Annotated in this window: 18 protein-coding genes; 16 read left to right on the top strand and 2 right to left on the bottom strand. The window is 40.1% G+C overall.

The features are described 5' to 3' along the window. Positions 1-21 precede the first annotated feature (21 nt). From ICN44_RS11965 to ICN44_RS11995, 7 genes are read left to right on the top strand one after another with little or no spacing between them, the layout of a single operon-like run. Positions 22-1,002, top strand: a complete 981-nt coding sequence (locus ICN44_RS11965) for a GDP-L-fucose synthase (RefSeq protein ID WP_216264148.1) — start codon at positions 22-24, stop codon at positions 1,000-1,002. Beyond that, the gene (locus tag ICN44_RS11970; protein ID WP_216264149.1) at positions 995-1,900 is read left to right on the top strand and encodes a DUF6492 family protein; all 906 of its coding nucleotides are present in this window, start codon (positions 995-997) and stop codon (positions 1,898-1,900) included. The genes ICN44_RS11965 and ICN44_RS11970 overlap by 8 nt, the downstream gene beginning before the upstream one ends. Before the next feature lie 38 nt (positions 1,901-1,938). Next, on the top strand, positions 1,939-3,351 hold the full coding sequence (locus ICN44_RS11975) for an O-antigen ligase family protein (protein WP_216264150.1): 1,413 nt from the start codon (positions 1,939-1,941) through the stop codon (positions 3,349-3,351). Positions 3,352-3,377: 26 nt separating this feature from the next. Then, positions 3,378-4,679 carry an oligosaccharide flippase family protein gene (locus ICN44_RS11980; RefSeq protein WP_216264151.1) on the top strand — a complete coding sequence of 434 codons (1,302 nt, stop codon included), beginning with the start codon at positions 3,378-3,380 and terminating at the stop codon, positions 4,677-4,679. Further along, positions 4,679-5,449 (top strand): glycosyltransferase family 2 protein, encoded by a 771-nt coding sequence (locus ICN44_RS11985; protein WP_216264152.1) that lies wholly within the window; start codon positions 4,679-4,681, stop codon positions 5,447-5,449. Before ICN44_RS11980 ends, ICN44_RS11985 begins: the two co-directional genes overlap by 1 nt. A 22-nt stretch (positions 5,450-5,471) precedes the next feature. Then, on the top strand, positions 5,472-6,560 hold the full coding sequence (locus tag ICN44_RS11990) for a glycosyltransferase family 1 protein (RefSeq protein ID WP_216264153.1): 1,089 nt from the start codon (positions 5,472-5,474) through the stop codon (positions 6,558-6,560). Between the two features lie 57 nt (positions 6,561-6,617). Beyond that, positions 6,618-7,670, top strand: coding sequence for a glycosyltransferase family 9 protein (locus ICN44_RS11995; RefSeq protein WP_216264154.1), 1,053 nt, complete (start codon positions 6,618-6,620; stop codon positions 7,668-7,670). Between the two features lie 18 nt (positions 7,671-7,688). Here ICN44_RS11995 and ICN44_RS12000 read toward each other — a convergent pair whose 3' ends face one another. Both ICN44_RS12000 and ICN44_RS12005 read right to left on the bottom strand, forming a co-directional pair. Continuing rightward, positions 7,689-9,020 carry an exopolysaccharide biosynthesis polyprenyl glycosylphosphotransferase gene (locus tag ICN44_RS12000; RefSeq protein ID WP_216264155.1) on the bottom strand — a complete coding sequence of 444 codons (1,332 nt, stop codon included), beginning with the start codon at positions 9,018-9,020 and terminating at the stop codon, positions 7,689-7,691. Between the two features lie 66 nt (positions 9,021-9,086). Beyond that, on the bottom strand, positions 9,087-10,187 hold the full coding sequence (locus ICN44_RS12005; RefSeq protein WP_255537618.1) for an EpsG family protein: 1,101 nt from the start codon (positions 10,185-10,187) through the stop codon (positions 9,087-9,089). Positions 10,188-10,389: 202 nt separating this feature from the next. Here ICN44_RS12005 and ICN44_RS12010 point away from each other — a divergent pair, with 202 nt between their 5' ends. From ICN44_RS12010 to ICN44_RS12050, 9 genes are all read left to right on the top strand, one after another. Next, on the top strand, positions 10,390-11,184 hold the full coding sequence (locus ICN44_RS12010; protein WP_216264157.1) for a hypothetical protein: 795 nt from the start codon (positions 10,390-10,392) through the stop codon (positions 11,182-11,184). Between the two features lie 61 nt (positions 11,185-11,245). Beyond that, entirely contained in the window at positions 11,246-12,061 is an 816-nt protein-coding gene (locus ICN44_RS12015; protein ID WP_216264158.1) for a hypothetical protein, read from the top strand. Continuing rightward, positions 12,048-12,641 carry a DapH/DapD/GlmU-related protein gene (locus ICN44_RS12365; protein WP_216264159.1) on the top strand — a complete coding sequence of 198 codons (594 nt, stop codon included), beginning with the start codon at positions 12,048-12,050 and terminating at the stop codon, positions 12,639-12,641. The genes ICN44_RS12015 and ICN44_RS12365 overlap by 14 nt, the downstream gene beginning before the upstream one ends. A gap of 14 nt (positions 12,642-12,655) precedes the next feature. Then, positions 12,656-13,609: a hypothetical protein gene (locus tag ICN44_RS12025; protein ID WP_216264160.1), complete on the top strand. Its 954-nt coding sequence runs from the start codon at positions 12,656-12,658 to the stop codon at positions 13,607-13,609. Between the two features lie 2 nt (positions 13,610-13,611). Next, complete coding sequence (locus ICN44_RS12030; protein ID WP_216264161.1) at positions 13,612-15,615, top strand: DUF1972 domain-containing protein; 2,004 nt, start codon at positions 13,612-13,614, stop codon at positions 15,613-15,615. After that, entirely contained in the window at positions 15,612-16,502 is an 891-nt protein-coding gene (locus tag ICN44_RS12035; RefSeq protein WP_216264162.1) for an NAD-dependent epimerase/dehydratase family protein, read from the top strand. Before ICN44_RS12030 ends, ICN44_RS12035 begins: the two co-directional genes overlap by 4 nt. A 4-nt stretch (positions 16,503-16,506) precedes the next feature. Then, positions 16,507-17,067, top strand: coding sequence for a sugar transferase (locus tag ICN44_RS12040; protein ID WP_216264163.1), 561 nt, complete (start codon positions 16,507-16,509; stop codon positions 17,065-17,067). After that, positions 17,067-18,947: a nucleoside-diphosphate sugar epimerase/dehydratase gene (locus tag ICN44_RS12045; RefSeq protein ID WP_216264164.1), complete on the top strand. Its 1,881-nt coding sequence runs from the start codon at positions 17,067-17,069 to the stop codon at positions 18,945-18,947. The genes ICN44_RS12040 and ICN44_RS12045 overlap by 1 nt, the downstream gene beginning before the upstream one ends. 449 nt (positions 18,948-19,396) lie before the next feature. Then, the gene (locus tag ICN44_RS12050; RefSeq protein WP_216264165.1) at positions 19,397-20,365 is read left to right on the top strand and encodes a glycosyltransferase family 2 protein; all 969 of its coding nucleotides are present in this window, start codon (positions 19,397-19,399) and stop codon (positions 20,363-20,365) included. The last annotated feature ends 2 nt before the right edge of the window (positions 20,366-20,367 follow it).

The following is a 20,367-nucleotide window of genomic DNA, read 5'->3' on the forward strand; positions in this document are numbered from 1 at the left end:
TCTCTATAAGCTAAACATCAAATGACAAGTAATCTCCAGCAAAAAATCTACGTAGCTGGCCATCGCGGGATGGTTGGCTCTGCCATCGTGCGTAATTTGCAATCTCTGGGGTATCAAAATATTATTGGTCGTACACGCACAGAATTGGATCTCACCAATCAAGCAGCGGTTGCTGAGTTCTTTGCTGCTGAGAAGCCTGATCAAGTGTATTTAGCTGCTGCAAAAGTGGGCGGTATTTATGCCAATAACACTTTTCCTGCTGAGTTTATTTACGACAACTTGATGGTGCAGGGCAATGTAATTCATCAAGCATTTTCAAATGGCGTGAAGAAGTTGTTGTTCTTGGGTTCGAGCTGTATTTATCCTAAGCTAGCACCTCAACCCATGAATGAAGATGCTTTATTGATGGGTAAGTTAGAGTCGACCAATGAGCCATACGCTATTGCAAAAATTGCTGGCATCAAGATGTGCGAAAGTTATAACCGTCAGTATGGTGAGTCACATGGAGTGGATTACCGCTCTGTAATGCCAACTAATCTTTATGGGCCTGGCGATAACTATCATCCTGAAAATAGTCATGTGATTCCGGCTTTAATCAGAAGATTTCATGAGGCTAAAGATGGCAGTGCTCCAGAAGTATTAATTTGGGGTACTGGCACGCCTAAGCGTGAGTTTTTGTATGTTGATGATATGGCTGCCGCTTCAGTATTTGTTATGAACTTAGATAAGGCTACTTATGATCAGCATACCGATCCAATGCAAAGTCATATTAATGTGGGTTTCGGTAGTGATATCTCTATTGCTGAGTTGGCAAATGCGGTAAGCCAAGCGGTTGGCTATCAAGGAAAAATTGGTTTTGATGTTACTAAGCCTGATGGCACTCCACGTAAGTGGATGGATTCATCCAGATTAAATGGTTTGGGTTGGACTCCAAAAGTTCAGTTAACCGAAGGTCTAAAACAGGCCTATGCAGAATTTTTGTTGGGACATAGGGATGCCTGAGATGTCTTCAGTGACGCCTCCTGTAGTTCCAGTAATCGATGAGGTAATTTCCGTCTGCTCAATTAAGGATATTGATGTTTGGACGGTTGCAGCAAAGCACATTGTGCAATTTATCTCAGCCAAGCAATACACCGTCATTGTGCCGGATGCTCAAGTGCAGATGTTTGCCGCCGTTACTAAGGCGCCATATCAAGTTAAGCCAGAATCGCTCTTTGTTGGTAATTTAAAAGAAAAAATAGCACAGACCTTAACGCCAGAGAATCAAGATCGGGTGGGTTGGTATTTGCAGCAGTTTGTGAAGATTTCTGCTGTATTGACTCATGACGACCAGGATGTAGTCCTAATTTGGGATGCAGATACTGTGCCTTTAAAGAAGCTTGAGTTCATTAATTCGAGTGGACAGTTTATTTATTACAAGGGTGATGAGTATCGTAAGTCTTACTTTGACTTCATCGAACGTGCTTTAGGACTAAAGCGCACGCAAAACTTTTCTTTTATTGCTCAAAGCTTGATTCTGAAAGTCAGTTGGGCTCGTGAATTAACAAATGCATTAGCGCAAAGCGCTCAACTTCCTTGGATTGATGCAGTCTTATCATTCTTAGACAAGGCGGAGCCCGCAGGCTTTGCTGAATTTGAAACCTTGGGCACCTGGATATGGAATCATCATCACGATGAAATACTCATTAGCGAGCATCCTTGGTATCGTAATGGTTTAAGTTTGGTTGGAAATCCATTAAAACTCTCACAATCTGTATGGAATGGTTTAGCAAAATCTTATGCTTTCATTAGTTTTGAGGCGTGGGATGAGCTTGTTGGTCTGCGAAAAAGATTAAAAAGAGTTGCGAGAAGGTATCAATACTCCTATCGAGGCAAGTGCTGTCTAACTCAGGACGTCTGAGAAGACATTTCTTTGCATTGTAAATCTCCCCAATTAAAATGTCGGTCACCCATATCAAGCCAATGCCACATACTCTTGTGCTAGTTCTGTGTGTGTTATTTTCTATCTTGTATGGTGTGTGGTTATTGCCTCATACTGTCTTTATTCGCCACTCTTGTTTAGTAATTGGCTCTCTATTAAGTTTGCCATTCATATTTTTTAACTGGAAAATTTATATCCAGCGCCGCGCTATACCAATTGCACTCATCTTATTGTTGTTGGTATGGGTCAGCATCCATCTATGGTTTATTGGCGTTGACTATACAATGCAGTACGCTGAGTACACTAAGATTTGGAAAAAGATTGCGATCAGCCTCCCATTTGCACTGGGTCTTGGCATTGGCTTATTAAGCAACTCCACTGATGCTGCTAAGACCAAAATCTATTGGCGAATTCTATTCATTGGTTTTTTATCCCCAACACTGATTTACTTATTTAAATATTGGATTACTCTGAATGCAGGTCGCTGGGGATTAGCGCTCTCACCATTCTTATTGAGATCAAACGATATTAATCATCCTTTTGGCATACATAAGGTGGGCTACGTGTTCTTTTGTCTTCCCGCAGTGGCTTTAGCGGTAGGATGTTTGCAAAATCTCATTCGCTCAGGCAGTAAAAACGTTTTGGCGTATTTGATTTATTTATCAGTATTGCCAATTACTCTATTTAATTTTCAAGTCGAGGATACTCGCAACGGATTTGCGTACACATTGATCTTGGTGATATTGGGCTTGTTTGGATTGTGGCTCAGTAAATCACGTCAATTCATGCTTCGGAAGCTTACATTGACTGCCTTGTTATTTGTGGTTATTTCTTACGTTGGATATCTAGGCTTTAAAGATGACGCACGTTGGAATACCTTTGTTCCTGATGCTAAGGTAGCGGTTCAGGTAGATCAATTTGATCACTGGAAATACTGCGGTGCTGTACCTCACGGCTATCCTGTCAATGAGCTTGGCAAGACCGTTACTCAGTCAAACTATGAACGCATAGCTTGGGCTGTTGTGGCATTGAGGCTTATCCGAGATAATCCGCTTGGCTATGGTGTCATGGATCTTTCATTTGCCTACTTAGGAAAGCTACAGTGGCCAGAGGCGGAGTGCCTACATCAGAGCCACAGTGCATGGCTTGACTTTGCGTTAGGGTACGGCATCCCTGGGGTTCTTCTATTGCTGTTGGCTGCCATTCTGGCCTGGGTTTATAGTAAAAATACCCCGCAGCCTTGGGCGAATATCGGACGCTGGGGTCTGGGATCAATGATGTTGTTGCTCATCACAACGGAAATATCCTCTGAAGTATTTATTAACGCATTGATCTTTTTAATCGTGTTGACAAGCACTTTGAGTCTGATATTTTCGCAAATAAAAAGCGGTACCAATGAAAACACAACTCAGTTATCGAATGAAAAATAAATATTTTCAAATGAATCGATTTTTTCATGAGTAGGGCGTTCTTATCTGCATCTTCTGCGCTCTTAATTGATAGAATATTTAGAGCGGGCATTGGCTTATTGGTTGGTATTGCAATTGCTCGGCATTACGGGCCAGCAGAGTTTGGTCAACTGAGCTATGTTCTTTTGGCGGCAAGCTTATTCGGAGGTCTAGCTACTTTAGGGCTGGATGAAATGGGTCCACGAGATATGGCTGCAATGCCATATAGCCATCTTTCACGTGAGGATATGCTTAAAACAATACTGCGCATGCGCAGTATTGGGGGTTTGCTGGCTTATGTCTTGTTGGTCTTGTTTGTGTATCTTGAGTTAGGAGTAGACGTTACTTGGTGGATTGCATTGATCTTAGGCCTATATCTCCCTTTGCAATCTGCCGATGCCTTTGAATACCGTTTTCGGGTTGAAGGAAAGTTTCTCCTGATAGCGCTCACTCGTAGCTTGTCTGCTCTTTGCTCATCGACGCTCAAAATTCTTTCCGTTTTCTTCGGCTGGCCAATTTATGTGATTGCAGCATCAATGACGGGAGAGTACGCTTGTAATGGATGGATATTTTCTCGCATTAATCGAACCCAGTTCGGCATCGGCGGAGCATTTAATCGACCTTATGCAAAACTACTCCTCAGTCGCTCGTGGAAAATAATGCTTGCAGGAGTGATGATTGCGCTTCAGGTACGTATCGAGTATTACTTAATTGAAAAGATGATGAGTTGGAGTGATGTGGGGCAATACTCCGCAGCCCTCAAGATCTTTGAGATTCTGGATGTAGTGCCTATCATCTTTTCTTTGATATTGATGCCCCAATTAGCGTTAAGTTTGCATGGCGCCTCTGAAGAAAAGTTAAAGCAATCATTTCAGGGGTCTTACCTCTCGGGACTATTGATTTACCTTGCCCTTATTCCCGTTATGCTAATCATTATTTGGGCGTTTCCCTTGGCCTTTGGTAAGCAGTATCTTGCTGCTCAAGCTTTGCTGCCACTATTAATGATTCGTCCGCTATTTGGAATGTTCAATGCTATCCGAGGGATCTATGTCATCTTGGAGCATCGCTATTTTTTCCCTTTGTTATCGGCATCGATTGGCCTGTTGATAAGTTTTAGTGCTGCCTACCTGCTAATCCCGGTATATGGCCTTTTGGGTGCTGTTATTGCCAATCTACTAGGTCTTTTAGGTTCAACTATTCTGGCAGATTTACTGTTTTACAGAAAAAGTACTGTCGCCTTAGCCACCTGCTTTCAGCAGAGTCATTCCTTAATTGAAAAGCTACGCTCTTTTCGAATAACTACCAAATAATGAATTCAGACTTGAAAAAATTTGGGGTTGTTGTGGTGCTCTACGGTAAGGGTGCCAATGATGTTCTACGAAACTATCCTACTATTTTTGAAAAGTTAAATACTTTATCAATTCCAGTAGTGTTGGTAGATCATGGTGGTCACCAATTTCAAGTTGATGACTTTACAAGAGGGTATATCACCTATCTTGCTCAAAAAAATAAAGGCTTTGGTTCTGGTGTGAATCTAGGTTGTCGAACCTTATTCCAATCTTGTGAATACGCTATTGTCCTTAACCCAGATTTACACTTTTCTGTAGAGGAGCTTTTAAATGTTGGTGCCAACCTAGATAAGCCCTTTGCCGTTTTAGAAACGCAAGAGGGTGGCATAAAACGGGCTATCCGATATTTTAATGGCCTCACTGGTGTTATATCTGATCAGTTTTCCGCATTTTCTGTTCCTTACTTTAACGGCGCAGCATTCTGTATTAGCAAGGAGTTGTTTGAAAAGACAGAGGGCTTTGATGAAAAGTTCTTTCTCTATTTTGAAGATATCGATTTTTCTATGCAGATAGCGCGCCTCTCGATTCCAATGGATCTAATTAAGACAAATTCATTTGTTCATGAAGTGGGCGGAAGTCAAATCGAGGGTAGAACTGGAAGTAGTTTTATCCAGAAATCTGGAGCTAAGTCAGCTTTAAGGCTCACATGCAAGTGGTTTCCCTGGAACCTGTGGCTCTATATTCGCTATTCGCTAAAGTGGCTTATGGCTGAGTTTCGTGGCTCTAGATAAATTCCAGGAATAAACTGAGCCCATGATTACGATTGATGTCCGCTGGATAAATTCTTCAGGAATTGGCACCTATATACGCCATATAGTTCCAGGTATCCTGAAGGCAATGCCAAGCGAGCAATTTACCTTAATCGGTAATCCTGTTGAAATTAAGCAGTTCATTCTGAAGAATCTGGATACAACAACTAATATTGCTATAGCTGAAGCCCATTCGGGGATGTATTCAATCAAAGAGCAGTTTGAGTTGCTTAGGCTAATTCCATCAAGCACCAAACTTTACTTTTCACCGCATTATCCTATTCCACTTGGGTATCAAGGCAAGCTATTGGTGACAGTGCATGATGTATTCCATTTAGCAATGCCAAAATTAGTTGGTGGTTGGCCTAAACGCTTATACGCTAATTTGATGTTTAGGTTCTTGTGCAATAAAGCTGCAGCAATCATCACAGATTCTGATTTTACTAGGCAGGAGCTGCATCGTTTGGTGCCCACTGAAATGCCGCCGATTTACCCAATTTATTTGGGGGTTGATCGTTCTTGGTTTGAAGTTGATAAAAAGAGTTCACCGCATCACAAGCCTTATTTGGTTTTTGTGGGAAATATCAAGCCTAATAAAAACTTAGCAACCCTTGTAGCTGCGTACATCAAGATTCTTCCCGAAATTTCGCACGACCTTATATTGATTGGTAAAAAAAGTGGTTTTATTACCGGCGATTCCAAGGTTGCAGCTCTCGCAGGGCAATACCCTGAGCGTATTATTTTTACGGATTTGGTTTCGGATGAGTTGCTAAAGAGTTATGTAGCCAATGCCTCTGCTCTCGTCTTTCCATCACTTTATGAGGGTTTTGGTTTGCCGCCACTAGAGGCTATGGCTTGTGGTTGTCCAGTAATTGTGTCTGACAGAGCATCGCTCCCAGAGGTTTGTGGTCATGCGGCCATCTACTGTAACCCTGAAAGTGAGATTGATATAGCAGGGAAAATCCTCGGACTTACAAAAAATGAAACCATGCAAGAGGATCTTCGTCAGCGCGGGCTTAAACGCGCACAGCAATTTACTTGGGAGAGAAGTATTACTCAAACAGTAGATGTTGTTAGAAAGTTGTTGGGGTAGACTGTGGAGAGAAATGCTGGGATTCTGAGGAAGATAGACCGCTATGTGGGCACCTCTTTGTTATTTCTAATCGGCTTATTTAGAGCCAAAAGAAATAAGCCGAAAACGATTACAACTATTGGTATTTTTGCATTTGCTGCAATAGGGGACTCTATTTTGTCCTCAAGTCTACTTCCGGCACTTAAAAAAGAATTTCCCAATATAACAATCATTATTTTTTGCTCCAAAGCAAATGCTGCTATCTATTCTTTGATCGAAGGGTTTGATCAATTAATAATTTTGCCAATAACTAATCCTCTAAAGACGCGGAGTCTCCTAAGGCAGCATCCGGTAGACATCATTATTGATACATCCCAGTGGTTTCATCTTGGCGCACTATATACCTGGCTTACAAATTCAAGATGGAGTATTGGCTTTAAAACCAAAAATCAGAATAGACACTACGCCTATGATGAAGCAGTGGTACATTCCGATCAAATTCATGAGTTAGAGAATTTTCAAGCACTGCTCTTACCGCTCTATTGCGCCCCTTCAAAATCTCTTGCTATACGAAAGGATTTTAAAAATGCTGAGCCATGCAAATTTGCAAAACTAGATAGTCCGTATGTAGTTTTGCATCCATGGGCAAGTGGCACTAATTCTGGGATGCGGGAATGGCCTGAACGCAATTGGATTGACCTTGCGAGTCGACTCGCTCAAAATGGCCTGAAAATTGTAATATCCGGCTCAAATGTTGATCAAAAACGTGCAAACAATTTGTTTTATCAATTGAATTTTGGGGATGCTATTGAAGTGATAGCGGGCAAAGCCACTCTAAATGAGTTGTCAAATATTCTATGTAATGCCAAGGCATGTGTGAGCGTGAATACTGGAGTTGCTCACTTATCTGCCGCCTTAGAAGTTCCTACAGTTGTACTAAACGGACCAACAAACTCTAAGCGTTGGGGTATTCGAGGCAAAAAAACAATGAACCTAGATGTTTCTAAAGAGCAGGGCGGTGCATTCTTAAGTCTTGGGTTCGAATACCCTCGCAATGCAGATAATGTAATGGCAAAAATTTCTTGTGAGTCAGTAATTTCAGCCTTAGTTGACCTAGGGGTGATAAATTGATTGGGTAAGTTGGTTAAACTATTTTCTTAATGGAGTAAAAGTTTGAATAATGGTTAACAAGATGATCTTTAAATCTAACTTTAAGGACCAATTTTCTATATAAAATAAATCGTACTCAATCCGCTTGACAAGATCAGTATCCCCTCTTAACCCATGTATTTGTGCCCAGCCCGTAATACCTGCTTTCACTAAGTGTTTTTTCATATAGTTAGGTATCTGCTCTCGAAATTCATTGATAAACTCAATTCGTTCGGGGCGCGGACCCACTATAGACATCTCGCCTTTTAGGACATTGATAAACTGAGGTAGTTCATCTAGGTTTAAGCGACGCATTAATTTCGCAATCGGATGGGTAGCCTTGTCATCTGATCCGCCCCATTGAATCCCATTCTTTTCAATATCAACAGGCATAGAGCGAAACTTTAGCATTTTGAATGGTCGGCCATTTAGACCAACACGTTCTTGTGAGTAAAAAATAGGCCCTGGTGATGTAAGTTTTACTCCCGCAGCCAGAAGTAGCATTAAAGGGCTTATGAGTGTCAAGATTAGCAAAGAGAGAAGAAAGTCTTCCGTATTCTTTAGTGCCCTATTTTCACCTAAGAATGGTGAGGCATTCAGATTAATCATATTTACCCCTAAGGTTTCCGATAGGCCATGATTAATTAATCTAAAAGTGAATAGATCTGGCGCATACTTAATGTTTGCAGCACTATGTCTTAAATGATGTAACAATAAAGGCAGCTTATTAGCATCGGAAATTTGAAGTGCAATCCAAACCTCATCAATAAGCTCATTTTCGAGCTCCTTGATTGATTCTCCATCTGTTTCGGCAATATATTTTAGAAGTTTATATTCTGAGGTTGAATTAAGCCTAATATTACTCAGCAATTGTTCGGCAACAATTCCTGATCCTATTATTGCGATTTTCTTTTTATTGCTAGCTCTGGAAGGTGATACTTTAGCAAGCAATCTAGGGATCGCAGTATTGAGAATTAATAATGAGGAACCCAGTATTGCCCAAGTAGCAAGCCAAATTCTGGAAACTAAAAGACCGCTTTGGGTAAACACCAAGATAATAAGTATTAAAAGAAAGCTTGCTATCCAGGCTTTATAGATGGACCACAGACGACTTAAGAAGTTAATGTGGTTTGCTCTTGCGTAAGTCCTTGAAGCAATCAACATGAAGATTAGGCAACCCCCATATATGCATTTATCATAATAATTATTGGGTGGGCCAGATGAATTAAAGCGTAAAAACAGTGAAAGATAACCAGCAATAAAAATCGCACCTACATCAAGAGCTCGTCTTGAGAGCTGTAGTAGAGGTCGAGATTCTTGGTGACTAAACATATATTGTATGGAGCCTCATTTTTTGGGGTTATCTAGGCACTAATCTTAACAGGAGATACTAAAAGGTTATCCCAGAATAAAGTTATGGATTACTTCCATGCGGATATATATAAGTATAGAAAGAAATATCGTGCCAAAAAATAAGTATTTATTTTGCCTTAGGTTTCCTGCGAGAAAGACTATGGGCGCTATATAAAAATCAAATAATCTTGTTTGAACGGCATGAATGGGAGCAAAAAACCAAGCAAGGAAAATTGCTAGTAATGCACTAGCAACAATATATTGATTTAGCTTAGATGAAAACTTGTCTATATCTTCCTTAATAATTATTGCTACCAAGTAAATCATTAATAAGAGATCTATTACTGGAAATTTATTTTCTCCCTCATATCCTCCGTCCATTGCTTTTTCTAGATAGGGTTGAACAGAGGTAGAGGTAAGTAGAGAAAGCTGGTCAATGGTAGGCGTTATCTGAAGATACATTCCAAGGAGACAGAGCGCAATCAAAGCAATGGCTAACCATCTTTTTTTAGAGAGCCATAAGAATGGTGCAAGAGCAATGCTAAAAATAGCCTGAGAATGGGTTAAAAAATTACTTGCTAGCAGTGTGCCACCTAAAAAAAATTTACTTCTGACTAAAAAAAAGATCGCCAAGAAATACCATCCCAATGCAAATCCAGCTCGCAAGATAGTTAAATGAAAAAGAAGGTAGATTAGCGGCGTAAATAGAATTAGTGCGAGAAGTTTTTGTCGACATAGGCGATCAATACAATAAAGTTGAATAAAAACCCCGGCAGCGCTTATGAGCAAAATTGCCTGCTCTCCGCTGAAAAAACTCTTGAGTAGTCCCACCAAGGAGAACCAAACATAGTCTCTTGGGGATTGGATGAGCTTAAAGCACTCTAAAAAAGAGCATATGTTTTTTGTGTATAAAACATAACCAGCGTCATCTATTCCCAATCCAACTGGTCGAAAGGCTGAAAATAGGATTAACATTAAACTGGCAATCCAAAATATCTCCCTTTCCCTTTTGGGATTTGGGTAGCAGTAGACATATGTGGCACCGCCAATTAGGCTCAAATAACATATACAAAAGGCTAGTGAAAATGGGCTATTAACCAAGCTTAAGAACCCTTGGGTATGTGAGTGCGCGAACGAAAAATTCATTGAGAAGGCTGTCTAGTCTTGCAATTTGGATTTAGGTGTTCATTATGGATGGATTGAAGTTAGTCAGAGATGCTTTTCACAGCCATTCTAATAAATAGTATGAATTTGCTCTCCTATTAGAGGTTAAAATACAGGATAAGTTACTGTTTTATATAACCTTTTAATCAGTTGGCAGCTTATCCAGCACAAAACCCTCTTATTTATGACTGAAATTTTCAATTTATCACTTAAAGACTTTTTATTAATTGTTAAGAAATCTTGGATTTCTATCCTAATATTCGCAATTTTTGGTTTTAGTTGTGCGTATGTGGCCTTGCAATTTACGCCAAATATCTATTTAGCAACCGTACAGATTCAGCTCTCTCAAATCAGAGGTAGTAATTATGAGTGGTCAAATTTAGAAGATCCCAATCTACTAATTGCCAGAATGAGGAGTCCTGCTAGTTTTAGTGATAAATCTCAATCTGTTTGCCAATACCCATCTGGACTTGAAATGGTTAAAAACATTCAATTCAGCCTAATTAAAGCGTCGCCTCCTACCGTTGAGATTGGTGTAAAAAATCTATCTCCTGAATTGTCGCTTAAATGTACCGAAGCCGTAGTCGGGGACTTAAAAAATTATGAAGCAGATTTAGTCGGCAAGAAGATTATTCAAAACAAAGAGTGGCTTCAATACTATTTGGAAAGAATGAATAAATTGAAGCTGGAGTACCCACAACTTCCGACAGCGCAAAGTATTGTAGCCCCGGTTGATCAAATTGCTGCAAAAGATCAAATAAGCTGGATGACTAATAAAATAATGTCGTTGGATAGTGTTATTCGCTTTGCCGATGAAGGTGCGGGAAGGCTGCTATCCCCTATTTATGCTTCACCTACACCTGTTTCCCCAAAGCGTTTAATTATTGAGATTGCAGGTCTTCTGCTGGGTTTATTGATTGGTCTATTTACCAGCATTTGTCGGTATGCTTATTTGCCTCGCATTAAAGCGTTGCAGTAACAATGATATTTTATGTCTGTTTGCTTGGGGTAACTGTCGCATGAGTAGGTTCCGAAGTTTAATGCAATTTCTTTTATTCATCGCGAGTTTTGCGTCAAACTTTGTTGTACTTTTTAAAGTGCCCCTAGATCAGGCTAAACCTTTCTACGCCACTTATTCGATTGCGAATACTTCATTTAGTCTTTTAATTACTTTAATATTTACTTGGGTAGGTATTAGCCAGCAGAGAAAAATTTGCACTGTTTTTTTGGTTGTAATTGCATGCGTAGCTAGTATTGTGCTTGGAGGATTGGTTGGGGCTGCAGTAATTTATCCGTTAGCAATGCTATGTGGCGACTATGCGGTAAGTCAGGCAAAAAGTATTAAATTGAATACACCATATAGAGCGATGATGGTCGTAACAACAATCCTTTTCTTTATTCCCGGGTTGCCATTTGAAATGGCTGTTCTAATTCGTATTGGAGTGTCCCTTCTTTTCTACACATTTATTTTGTGTCGAGAAGAGGAATTGCTGAAATTGGATATTAAATCTCCTATCGCGTTTATCGTAACAGTCTATATTTTTTATTCTGGCACTCTCATGGCGATTCCATGGCTTAATTCTTCAGCGGTCGATGTGAAGAGTTGGTATTTAGCTGCTCAAGTTTCTCTCGGCTTGCTATTGAAACGAGCAGATTTTCTGACAAGAAGTTCATTCAAGGTATCTCGAAGCGTAAATCTTATTTCATATCTCGGGGCATTTGTTGTAATTGCTGGCGCCTCTATCTATTCTTTTAATTGGGTTTATGCGCTTTTGCTAACTATGAGTTCTCTGGGTCTAATTTTGGCAGTAAACAAACTTTTGATCAAGAAAGAGGTTGAGAATGGTGCTTCATGATTTAAGGAAATATAGTTTTTGGGGGCTATTAAGTTTAGCTATTAATCTTATGTATACCAAAATTATTTTTCCTTGTGCGCTGCTCGTGCGTAGACCTGCACATATTCGAATTTTAGGAAGTTACAGCATTGGGAGAGGATTTACTTCTGGCCCCGGTTTGATACTAGATGTTTTAAATGACAACGCTGAGTTACTTATAGGTAGCAACGTAAAGTTAAATCACCGTTGTCATATTGGAGTGATGAAAAGTGTCAAGATAGGAAATGATGTTTTATTTGCTTCAAATGTTTTCATTTCCGACCATACCCATGGAAGTTACATTGGAGATATGCAATCAAATCCACTTCAACCTCCTAATGAGAGGGAAATTGTCTGTGGCAATGTAGAAATTGGAGATAAGGTGTGGATTGGAGAAAATGTTGCAGTTTTATTGGGTGTCTCAATTGGTGAGTCAAGTATTATTGGAGCCAATTCAGTGGTAACAAAGGACATACCGGCCTTTTCAATAGCAGTAGGATCGCCCGCAAGAGTCATTAAGACTTGGGATAAGGCGGTGGAAAAATGGGTTGCAGTTAGTTAATTAGGTAAAGTGCCTTGAAATCCCATATTCATATTTTCTTTCTCTCCTTAATTGCAGTTTTAGCGACTCTTATTTTTGAGAGGGCAATTGGTATTGAGTGGGACTTTCACCCTGATAGCGTTACTTACGCAACAACTTCCCATGAAATTTCGCAAAATATCTTAAACGAAGGCTTTGGCTCGGCCATAAATAATTCCTACTACTTCCTTTGTTCGCTATTGGGTCAAAATATTGTGGCAATCATTGCCATGAATATGATTTTCTTTGCACTCACTAACTTAATAATATTAAAGTTGCATATTAAATTTGCTGGTGATTTAAGTCTTGAAAAATACTCTCTTTTGCTTTTGTTGGTGCTTAATCCATACAGAATGCATCTGGCAACAACTATGCTAAAAGATACCCTGATTATTTTTCTAGCTTTGATTTCTTTAATGGGAGCACGGTGCTGGATCATATCTTTCATAACTATGCCTTTTTTGAGGGTAATAGGCGTTTTCTATTATGGAGTTCTGCTGCCTAAAGTAATTTTTGCATTCGGCGTGTTTTGCGCTATTTGTATTTTCTTTATTTTTAACGAGAGAGTTGTCGGCTTAATGCTAGAGTTCAATGCCAATCAAATGCAGTTCAGAGAATTTGACTCAGTTCCCTCGTTTCAAGATTCCGGGTTAGCGGGCATTGGAATACGATTTATATTGTGGCCAATATTAGCTCTGACTGCTAGCTTTTCGTTGTTCGGCCTTTCGGTTCCATTTATGGCGGTTGCTTTGGGTGTTGTGATGTTTAACGTCTATACGTTTGCTTTAGTGGGCCGCTCAATATTTACTTGGAAAATTTTTATTTCAATGGGGGTTTTTGCTATTTTAGTAACAGGATATGGAAGTTACATCCGTTATGTATATCCATTTTTGGTAATGGCGCCGCTGCTCGTGATATCCCAGTCTTCTTCCCGTTTAAGGTATTCCTGAATATGGCAAAAAAACATAGTTTATGGATTTTTGTTATTTCGGTCTGCGCATCGCTTATGCTTCTGGCGTTTGAACGTCAGATTGGAATTGGGTGGGATTATCATCCCGATGCTGTTACCTACGTAAGGACTTATAGCAATGTTATTGCTAACATCATTAACTCAGGTGGGCGGGATTTATTAACTCAGCTGTACTTCGTTTTTTCCTGGCTATTAAATGGCAATATTGCTGCGTTAATTGGTATCAATATTGTTGTGTATTCAATCACCAGTTGTATGATTTATGAGCAACTGAAAGGGTTTATTACATCAAGGGTCGGTTTAATCTGCGTGCTATTGATAATTTTTATGCCTTATCGCATGCATCTTGCAGTACATGTATTAAAAGATACGTTCCTCATTGCATTCTTGGCTGGATCAATCCTTGGAATTCGTTTTTTGATCTTGCCGGCAATTTTGATTAGTGTTAGATCCATTTTTTATTTCCCATCTGTTATGCGATACAGGGGCGCCATTCTCTGTTTTGTGGGATTCGCAATCTCATTAATAGCATTTGATGAGTTTCGTGGCTGGGTGCAAGCAATGGCTAGTAATGATTTCAGGTTTAGGGCGTATGACACAGTTCCCACATTCGTTGAAATTTCAAATGGCAGCATCATCCGTGCAGTAATTTGGCCAGTCCTTTTCTTAACGGGGGGGTTTATATTTCTATCCCCAGGGATGCTTATGCTCCCTTTAGCTTTTGGCCAGCTTATCGCTCAATTTGCTGTATTTGGGGTATTCAAGAGGCCTATTTTAAGTTCTGGGCTCTTTATTTCTATTGCCTTTATGGCTTATATTTCACCGGGATTCACTACCTTTTTTAGATACAGCACACCCATTTTTGTATTATTCCCACTAATATTGGCTCAATGGGCTCGCGCTGGTAAAAAAGGTGAAAAATTGAAAGCAGTCTTTGCGTTTATTGGAAGCAATGGAATCCCAAATAAGTATGGGGGATTTGAATCGTTTTTGGAGGCAATCTGCCCTGAGATGGTTAAGCGAGGCTTCAAAGTCATAGTTACCTGTGATCCCTCCAAGTATTCCGAGCGCGAACCTCGTTTTGAGGGTGTCGATAGAGAGTTCGTTCCAATTAAGGCAAATGGATTCCGCTCAACCCTGCATGATTTGGCCGCATTCTTTAAAGTTTTTTTAAAAGCAGATGTTGTCGTTGTATTAGGCGTTTCTGCTGGGCCATTTTTCCTACTTTTTAGGATGTTCTGCTGGGCTTCCGGTAAGAGTCTGGTGGTAAATATAGATGGCATTGAATGGAGGAGAACGAAATTCTCTAAGCCGATTCGATTTATTTTATGGGCTTACGATCTTTTTGCTCAAATTTCAGCAAACGTTATTATTTACGACAACAAAGAGCTTTTAAGTTTTGTAAAGCCAATGTTTAGATCTAAGGCAAAATTGATAGCCTATTCAGCAGACCATGTGCTTAGAAATCCCTCGGTAATACTGGAGCAAAAAACTGCATTAACAATTTGCAGGATCGAGCCCGAAAATAATATTGAATTGTTGCTTTTGGGAGCGCTAGCCTCAGGAATAGAAAAATATACCTTTATTGGCAATTGGAATAACAGTCTATTTGGCAAGACACTAAAGGCAAAGTACGCCAATGAGCCGCAATTACAACTTCTTGATCCTATCTACGACTTAGATTTATTGGTTAATTACCGAGAGGCATGTGCTTTTTATCTACATGGGCATAGCGTCGGCGGCTCAAATCCATCCCTTATAGAGATGCTTCCGTACGGCTGCCACATTCTTTGTTATGACTGTGGATTTAATAGAGAGACTACTGGTGTTGATGCCCAGTATTTTTCATCACCAGAGGATCTTGCAAGGTTGATTGATCTAAATTTAGCGAAGTCACCCTCAGGAGGTCGGGCAATACAGAAGCGTTATACAAAAAAATATATTGCTGATGAGTTTATTCAGTTGGGTGATGGGGTTGGTTTATGAAGAGGGTAATAGTTACCGGCGCTAGAGGATTTGTAGGTAAGGCATTGATGAATCAGCTCATAAAAGATGGCTACCAGGTATTTCCTGTCTCATTTACTAATTTCTTGCAAGAAACCCCCCACTCTCTTCCAGAGGCTGATATATGTATTCATCTGGCAGCTCGGGTGCATGTAATGAATGATTCTCACCCTAACCCTATTGAGGAATATCGTCGGATTAATTTTGATGGAACTAAATTATTGGCTGAATTTGCACATCGTGCAGGGGTTAAGCGCTTCATTTATATGAGTACGGTTAAGGCGGTGGCAGAGAGCTCCCTATGCAATAAGCCACTTACTGTATCTACCACTCCAGCGCCAACTGATCCTTATGCAATTTCAAAGTTGGAGAGTGAGAATTATCTATTAGATTTTGCCAAGACTTCAGGTATGGAGGTTGTGGTGATAAGGCCGCCTCTTGTATATGGAAATGGTGTTAAGGCTAATTTTTTATCTTTAATTAGGGCGGCTCAAAAAAGAATTCCAATGCCTTTTCTCGGGATCAAAAATTTACGCAGTTTAGTCTCCTTACATAATTTAGTAAGTTTTATCAGTTGCACCATCACTCACCCATCAGCTGCAAATCAAGTATTTTTTGTTTCTGATGGCGAGGACGTCTCTATTGCAGATCTTTACAAGAAGATCTCGATTGCTTTTGGTATCTTGCCAAGAGTATTTTTTGTCCCAGTTTTTGTTTTGAGGGGCTTGGCATTGGTTATTGGTAAAGAGGCTGCGGTAGATAGACTTTGCGAATCTTTGCAGGTGGATATTTCTAAAAATAAAACTATTTTAGGTTGGGTGCCCCCATATTCCCTAGAAGAGGGTCTTTCGGAGATGGTTAAATCATAGAATCATGAAGCGTATATTTGATTTTACTCTGGCTGCAATTTTGCTGGCCCTCTTTTGTATCCCCATCTTATTGGTTGCTTTGCTCGTAAAGATCACTTCTAAAGGGCCGGCTTTGTATTGGTCGGAGAGGGTTGGCAAAAATAACATTTTGTTTAGTATGCCTAAATTTCGTTCAATGCGGACAGATGCTCCGGTAGTAGCGACGCATCTTATGGCTGATCCAAAGCAATACCTCACACCAATCGGATCATTGCTGAGAAAATCTAGTCTAGATGAGTTGCCCCAGCTTTGGAATATTCTTATTGGGGATATGAGTTTTGTGGGCCCAAGGCCGGCACTTTATAACCAGACAGATTTGATGGAACTTAGAACATCTTTGGGGGTTAGTGCATTGACTCCTGGGCTGACTGGCTGGGCACAGATTAATGGCAGGGATGAGTTGCCGATCCCTGTTAAGGTTAAGTTTGACGCTGAGTATTTGAAATCTAAGTCTATGCGTTTTGATTTTTACATATTGTGGATGACCTTTTTAAAGGTTATTAGACGTGATGGGGTTTCTCATTAATGATTAAGAAATTTACTAGACCACTTTTGGGTCAACTAATTACGCTGCCTGCGTTCACAAAGCGTTCAATTATTTTGCTTGCTGATATCGGGTTGATTGCTGCTTCAGTATGGATTGCATTTTCATTGCGATTCGGCGAGTTCTATTTATTAAACTCAAGTCAGATTTATGCTCTAGGTGGAATTGTTGCAATAGAGATTTCATGCCTCATAATTTTTGGGGCTTATCGATCTGTTATTCGTTATTTTGGTGGAAAGTCTGCGTGGATAATTTTTAAGGCCACCATAATTAGTTCGGTTCTTTGGGCATGGACAGCATTTATGTTTCAAATAACTGGAATTGATGGGGTGCCCAGAACGATACCTATTATTTATGCATTTATTTTTAGCTTCTTTTTAATTGGTGGCAGATTTTATGCAAAATGGTTACTTAATTCTGCCTATCAAGCCTCTTATATGGGCCGTAAGACTTTAATTTTTAATGCTGGCAGTGCTGGTCGTCAATTGGCGGCCTCGTTGAATCATTCCAATGAATTACGGGTTTTAGGTTTTGTAGATGATAGTCCAGCATTATCCGGAAAGGATGTTGATGGATTGCGCGTTTTTGCATCCGAGCGACTTGAAATATTAATTTCTAGGCTTGGAGTGGAGGTTGTCATTGTTGCCTCGTCAGACTTATCCGGTAAGCGACATAAGGATATCCTAGGGCTTCTAGAAAAGCATAAAGTACAAGTTAGAGTGCTTCCAGCAATTTCAGATATAGCAACCGGACGCCACCTAGTTAATATGGTCCGAGAGGTAGATATAGGCGATCTTTTAGGCAGAGAACCTGTTATTGCAAATCCTGAATTATTAGGGCGCTGCATTAAAGGAAAGTCTGTTTTAGTTACTGGTGCCGGGGGATCAATCGGCTCTGAGTTATGTCGTCAAATTTTGGGACTTGGACCTAAACGACTTATTTTGCTTGAAGCTAGCGAGGCAGCGCTTTACCAAGTAGATAGAGCTCTGCGAAAAATAAATGATTGCGAGGTTGTGCCCGTCTTAGGCTCTGTAAAAGACTACGAAAAGCTGAAGAACATTCTGCAAGAATATTCTATAGACACTATTTATCATGCTGCCGCTCATAAACATGTTCCATTAGTAGAGGCAAATGTCGCCGAAGGTGTATTAAACAACATCTATGGAACGCGTTCACTTATCATAGCTGCATATGAGTGCACCCAATTGGGGGGTCTATCTACATACAAAGGCCCAAGCAATTTTATTTTGATATCTACCGATAAAGCAGTAAGACCAACTAACGTAATGGGCGCAACCAAACGGTGGGCAGAATTAATTTTGCAAGATTATGCTGAAAAAGTTAAATCAGAAGGCGGTGATTTAGTTTTTACTGCCGTACGATTTGGTAATGTACTTGGATCGTCTGGATCGGTAGTTCCACTTTTTAAAGAGCAGATTGCTCAGGGCGGCCCAATAACGGTTACCCACTTAGAGATTACGCGTTACTTTATGTCTATCCATGAGGCAGTGGAATTGGTCATTCAGGCCGGCAGTATGGCTCAAGGTGGCGAAGTCTTTCTTCTTGACATGGGGGAGCCGGTGAAAATTGTAGATCTTGCTGAAAAAATGATCGCATTATCTGGCAAAACTGGTCAAATTAATATTGCAGTTACTGGATTGAGGCCTGGAGAAAAGCTATATGAAGAGTTATTGATTGGAGCAAATAATGCTGAGGCTACAGGCCATCCAAAAATTATGAAAGCTACAGAGCCGCTAATTGGCGATGAATCACTTTCGACCTTAATGCATAAAGTCGAGTGCTTTCTGGAGAACGCCTCTAATGAGGAGTTGCGCCAACTATTGTTGAGGGTTGCGCAATAATAGGTATCCTAGTGTTAGCTTGTTAGGTAGGCAATTTAGTTTAAATTCATTAATCATGCCAATAAAGCAGAAAATGTTTGATTAAAATTTTCAAAACTATTAAACATTCGATAAATTTTGATGGCAGCATATTTTGAAATATGCCACATAATATTCAATATTATTCCATTTATTGGGCCAATCACTCTTCTAAATCATTTATCTAGTCGGATTGGTTTTATGGAGAAGGTAAGCGAGGTCTAAGCGTTATTCTGTGCATGGTAATGCAAGGTCGCTAAGCGGCATTGGCACTCTTGTCTTCCGATTTATCCTGAATATGACGGTTTGATGTCTTGTGGGTGACTTTACCGCCCCCCAGTCGTTATAATCATCATATGTAAACAGGTTTAAGTCCTTTGAGGTCATTTTGTCATTAATAATTAGTCAAAATTGGTTAGAAACTATTGTAAATGACTGATTTTATTGAGAAAAATATCATTGTAGCTCTCAATTCTAATGCCCCTTTGGTGGCGATCTTGCTGTGTACCTATAACGGAGACCGCTTTTTAGCAGAGCAATTGGACTCTTTAGAGGCTCAAGCTCACCAAAATTGGATGGTAAGAGCCAGTGATGACGGATCCATAGATCAAACCCTGGAAATACTGCAGCAATATCAGGCTAAATGGCCTGCTGGAAAACTCACTATTCGCAGCGGCCCCCAAAGAGGCTTTTGTCAGAACTTTTTATCTCTTGCGTGCGACCCAGAAATTAAGGCTGATTATTACGCCTTTTGTGATCAGGATGATGTATGGTTGCCATCCAAGTTGTCCGTTGCGCTTGAGAATATCCTCTTAAATCAAGAGGTCCAAAAGCCCTATGTCTATTGTGGGCGCACACAATATGTAAACGATCTGCTAAAGCCCTGTGGATTCTCCCCTTTATTTGTTTTTCCGAAAACTTTCCGTAACGCTCTGGTGCAAAGCATTGCTGGCGGCAACACCATGGTTTTTAATCAAGCTGCGAAAAATTTGATTGAACAAGTCGGTCCTTTGGAGGTGGCTTCTCATGACTGGTGGATTTATCAATTAGTTACTGGTGTGGAGGGGGAAGTTTTTTACGACCCGATGCCACAAGTCCTGTATCGTCAACATGAGTATGCTTTGGTGGGTGGAAGTAATTCTTTTTCAGCCAGAATGGACCGAATTTGGATGTTATTGCAAGGACGCTTTCAAAAGTGGAATACGAAAAATATTAACGCCCTAAATCAAGTCAGCCACTTGCTAGTAAAAAATCATCAAGAGATTTTAAAAATGTTTGAGGTATTAAGGGTTGCAAGATTTAAAGATCGTTTTCGCTTGATGGGGGTTTGTGGCTTGTACCGCCAAACAAGACGAGGCACCATAAGTCTCTACTTGGCGGCGTTAATAAAAAAGATTTAACA

This window comes from Polynucleobacter sp. JS-Fieb-80-E5 (assembly GCF_018882015.1).
In the GTDB taxonomy this organism is placed as follows: Bacteria; Pseudomonadota; Gammaproteobacteria; order Burkholderiales; family Burkholderiaceae; genus Polynucleobacter.

Coding starts and splice junctions, on each gene's coding strand:
- ICN44_RS11965 (WP_216264148.1), top strand. CDS start 22: ATGACAAGTAATCTCCAGCAAAAAATCTACGTAGCTGGCCATCGCGGG.
- ICN44_RS11970 (WP_216264149.1), top strand. CDS start 995: ATGCCTGAGATGTCTTCAGTGACGCCTCCTGTAGTTCCAGTAATCGAT.
- ICN44_RS11975 (WP_216264150.1), top strand. CDS start 1,939: ATGTCGGTCACCCATATCAAGCCAATGCCACATACTCTTGTGCTAGTT.
- ICN44_RS11980 (WP_216264151.1), top strand. CDS start 3,378: ATGAGTAGGGCGTTCTTATCTGCATCTTCTGCGCTCTTAATTGATAGA.
- ICN44_RS11985 (WP_216264152.1), top strand. CDS start 4,679: ATGAATTCAGACTTGAAAAAATTTGGGGTTGTTGTGGTGCTCTACGGT.
- ICN44_RS11990 (WP_216264153.1), top strand. CDS start 5,472: ATGATTACGATTGATGTCCGCTGGATAAATTCTTCAGGAATTGGCACC.
- ICN44_RS12000 (WP_216264155.1), bottom strand. CDS start 9,020: ATGTTTAGTCACCAAGAATCTCGACCTCTACTACAGCTCTCAAGACGA.
- ICN44_RS12005 (WP_255537618.1), bottom strand. CDS start 10,187: ATGAATTTTTCGTTCGCGCACTCACATACCCAAGGGTTCTTAAGCTTG.
- ICN44_RS12010 (WP_216264157.1), top strand. CDS start 10,390: ATGACTGAAATTTTCAATTTATCACTTAAAGACTTTTTATTAATTGTT.
- ICN44_RS12015 (WP_216264158.1), top strand. CDS start 11,246: ATGCAATTTCTTTTATTCATCGCGAGTTTTGCGTCAAACTTTGTTGTA.
- ICN44_RS12365 (WP_216264159.1), top strand. CDS start 12,048: ATGGTGCTTCATGATTTAAGGAAATATAGTTTTTGGGGGCTATTAAGT.
- ICN44_RS12030 (WP_216264161.1), top strand. CDS start 13,612: ATGGCAAAAAAACATAGTTTATGGATTTTTGTTATTTCGGTCTGCGCA.
- ICN44_RS12035 (WP_216264162.1), top strand. CDS start 15,612: ATGAAGAGGGTAATAGTTACCGGCGCTAGAGGATTTGTAGGTAAGGCA.
- ICN44_RS12040 (WP_216264163.1), top strand. CDS start 16,507: ATGAAGCGTATATTTGATTTTACTCTGGCTGCAATTTTGCTGGCCCTC.
- ICN44_RS12045 (WP_216264164.1), top strand. CDS start 17,067: ATGATTAAGAAATTTACTAGACCACTTTTGGGTCAACTAATTACGCTG.
- ICN44_RS12050 (WP_216264165.1), top strand. CDS start 19,397: ATGACTGATTTTATTGAGAAAAATATCATTGTAGCTCTCAATTCTAAT.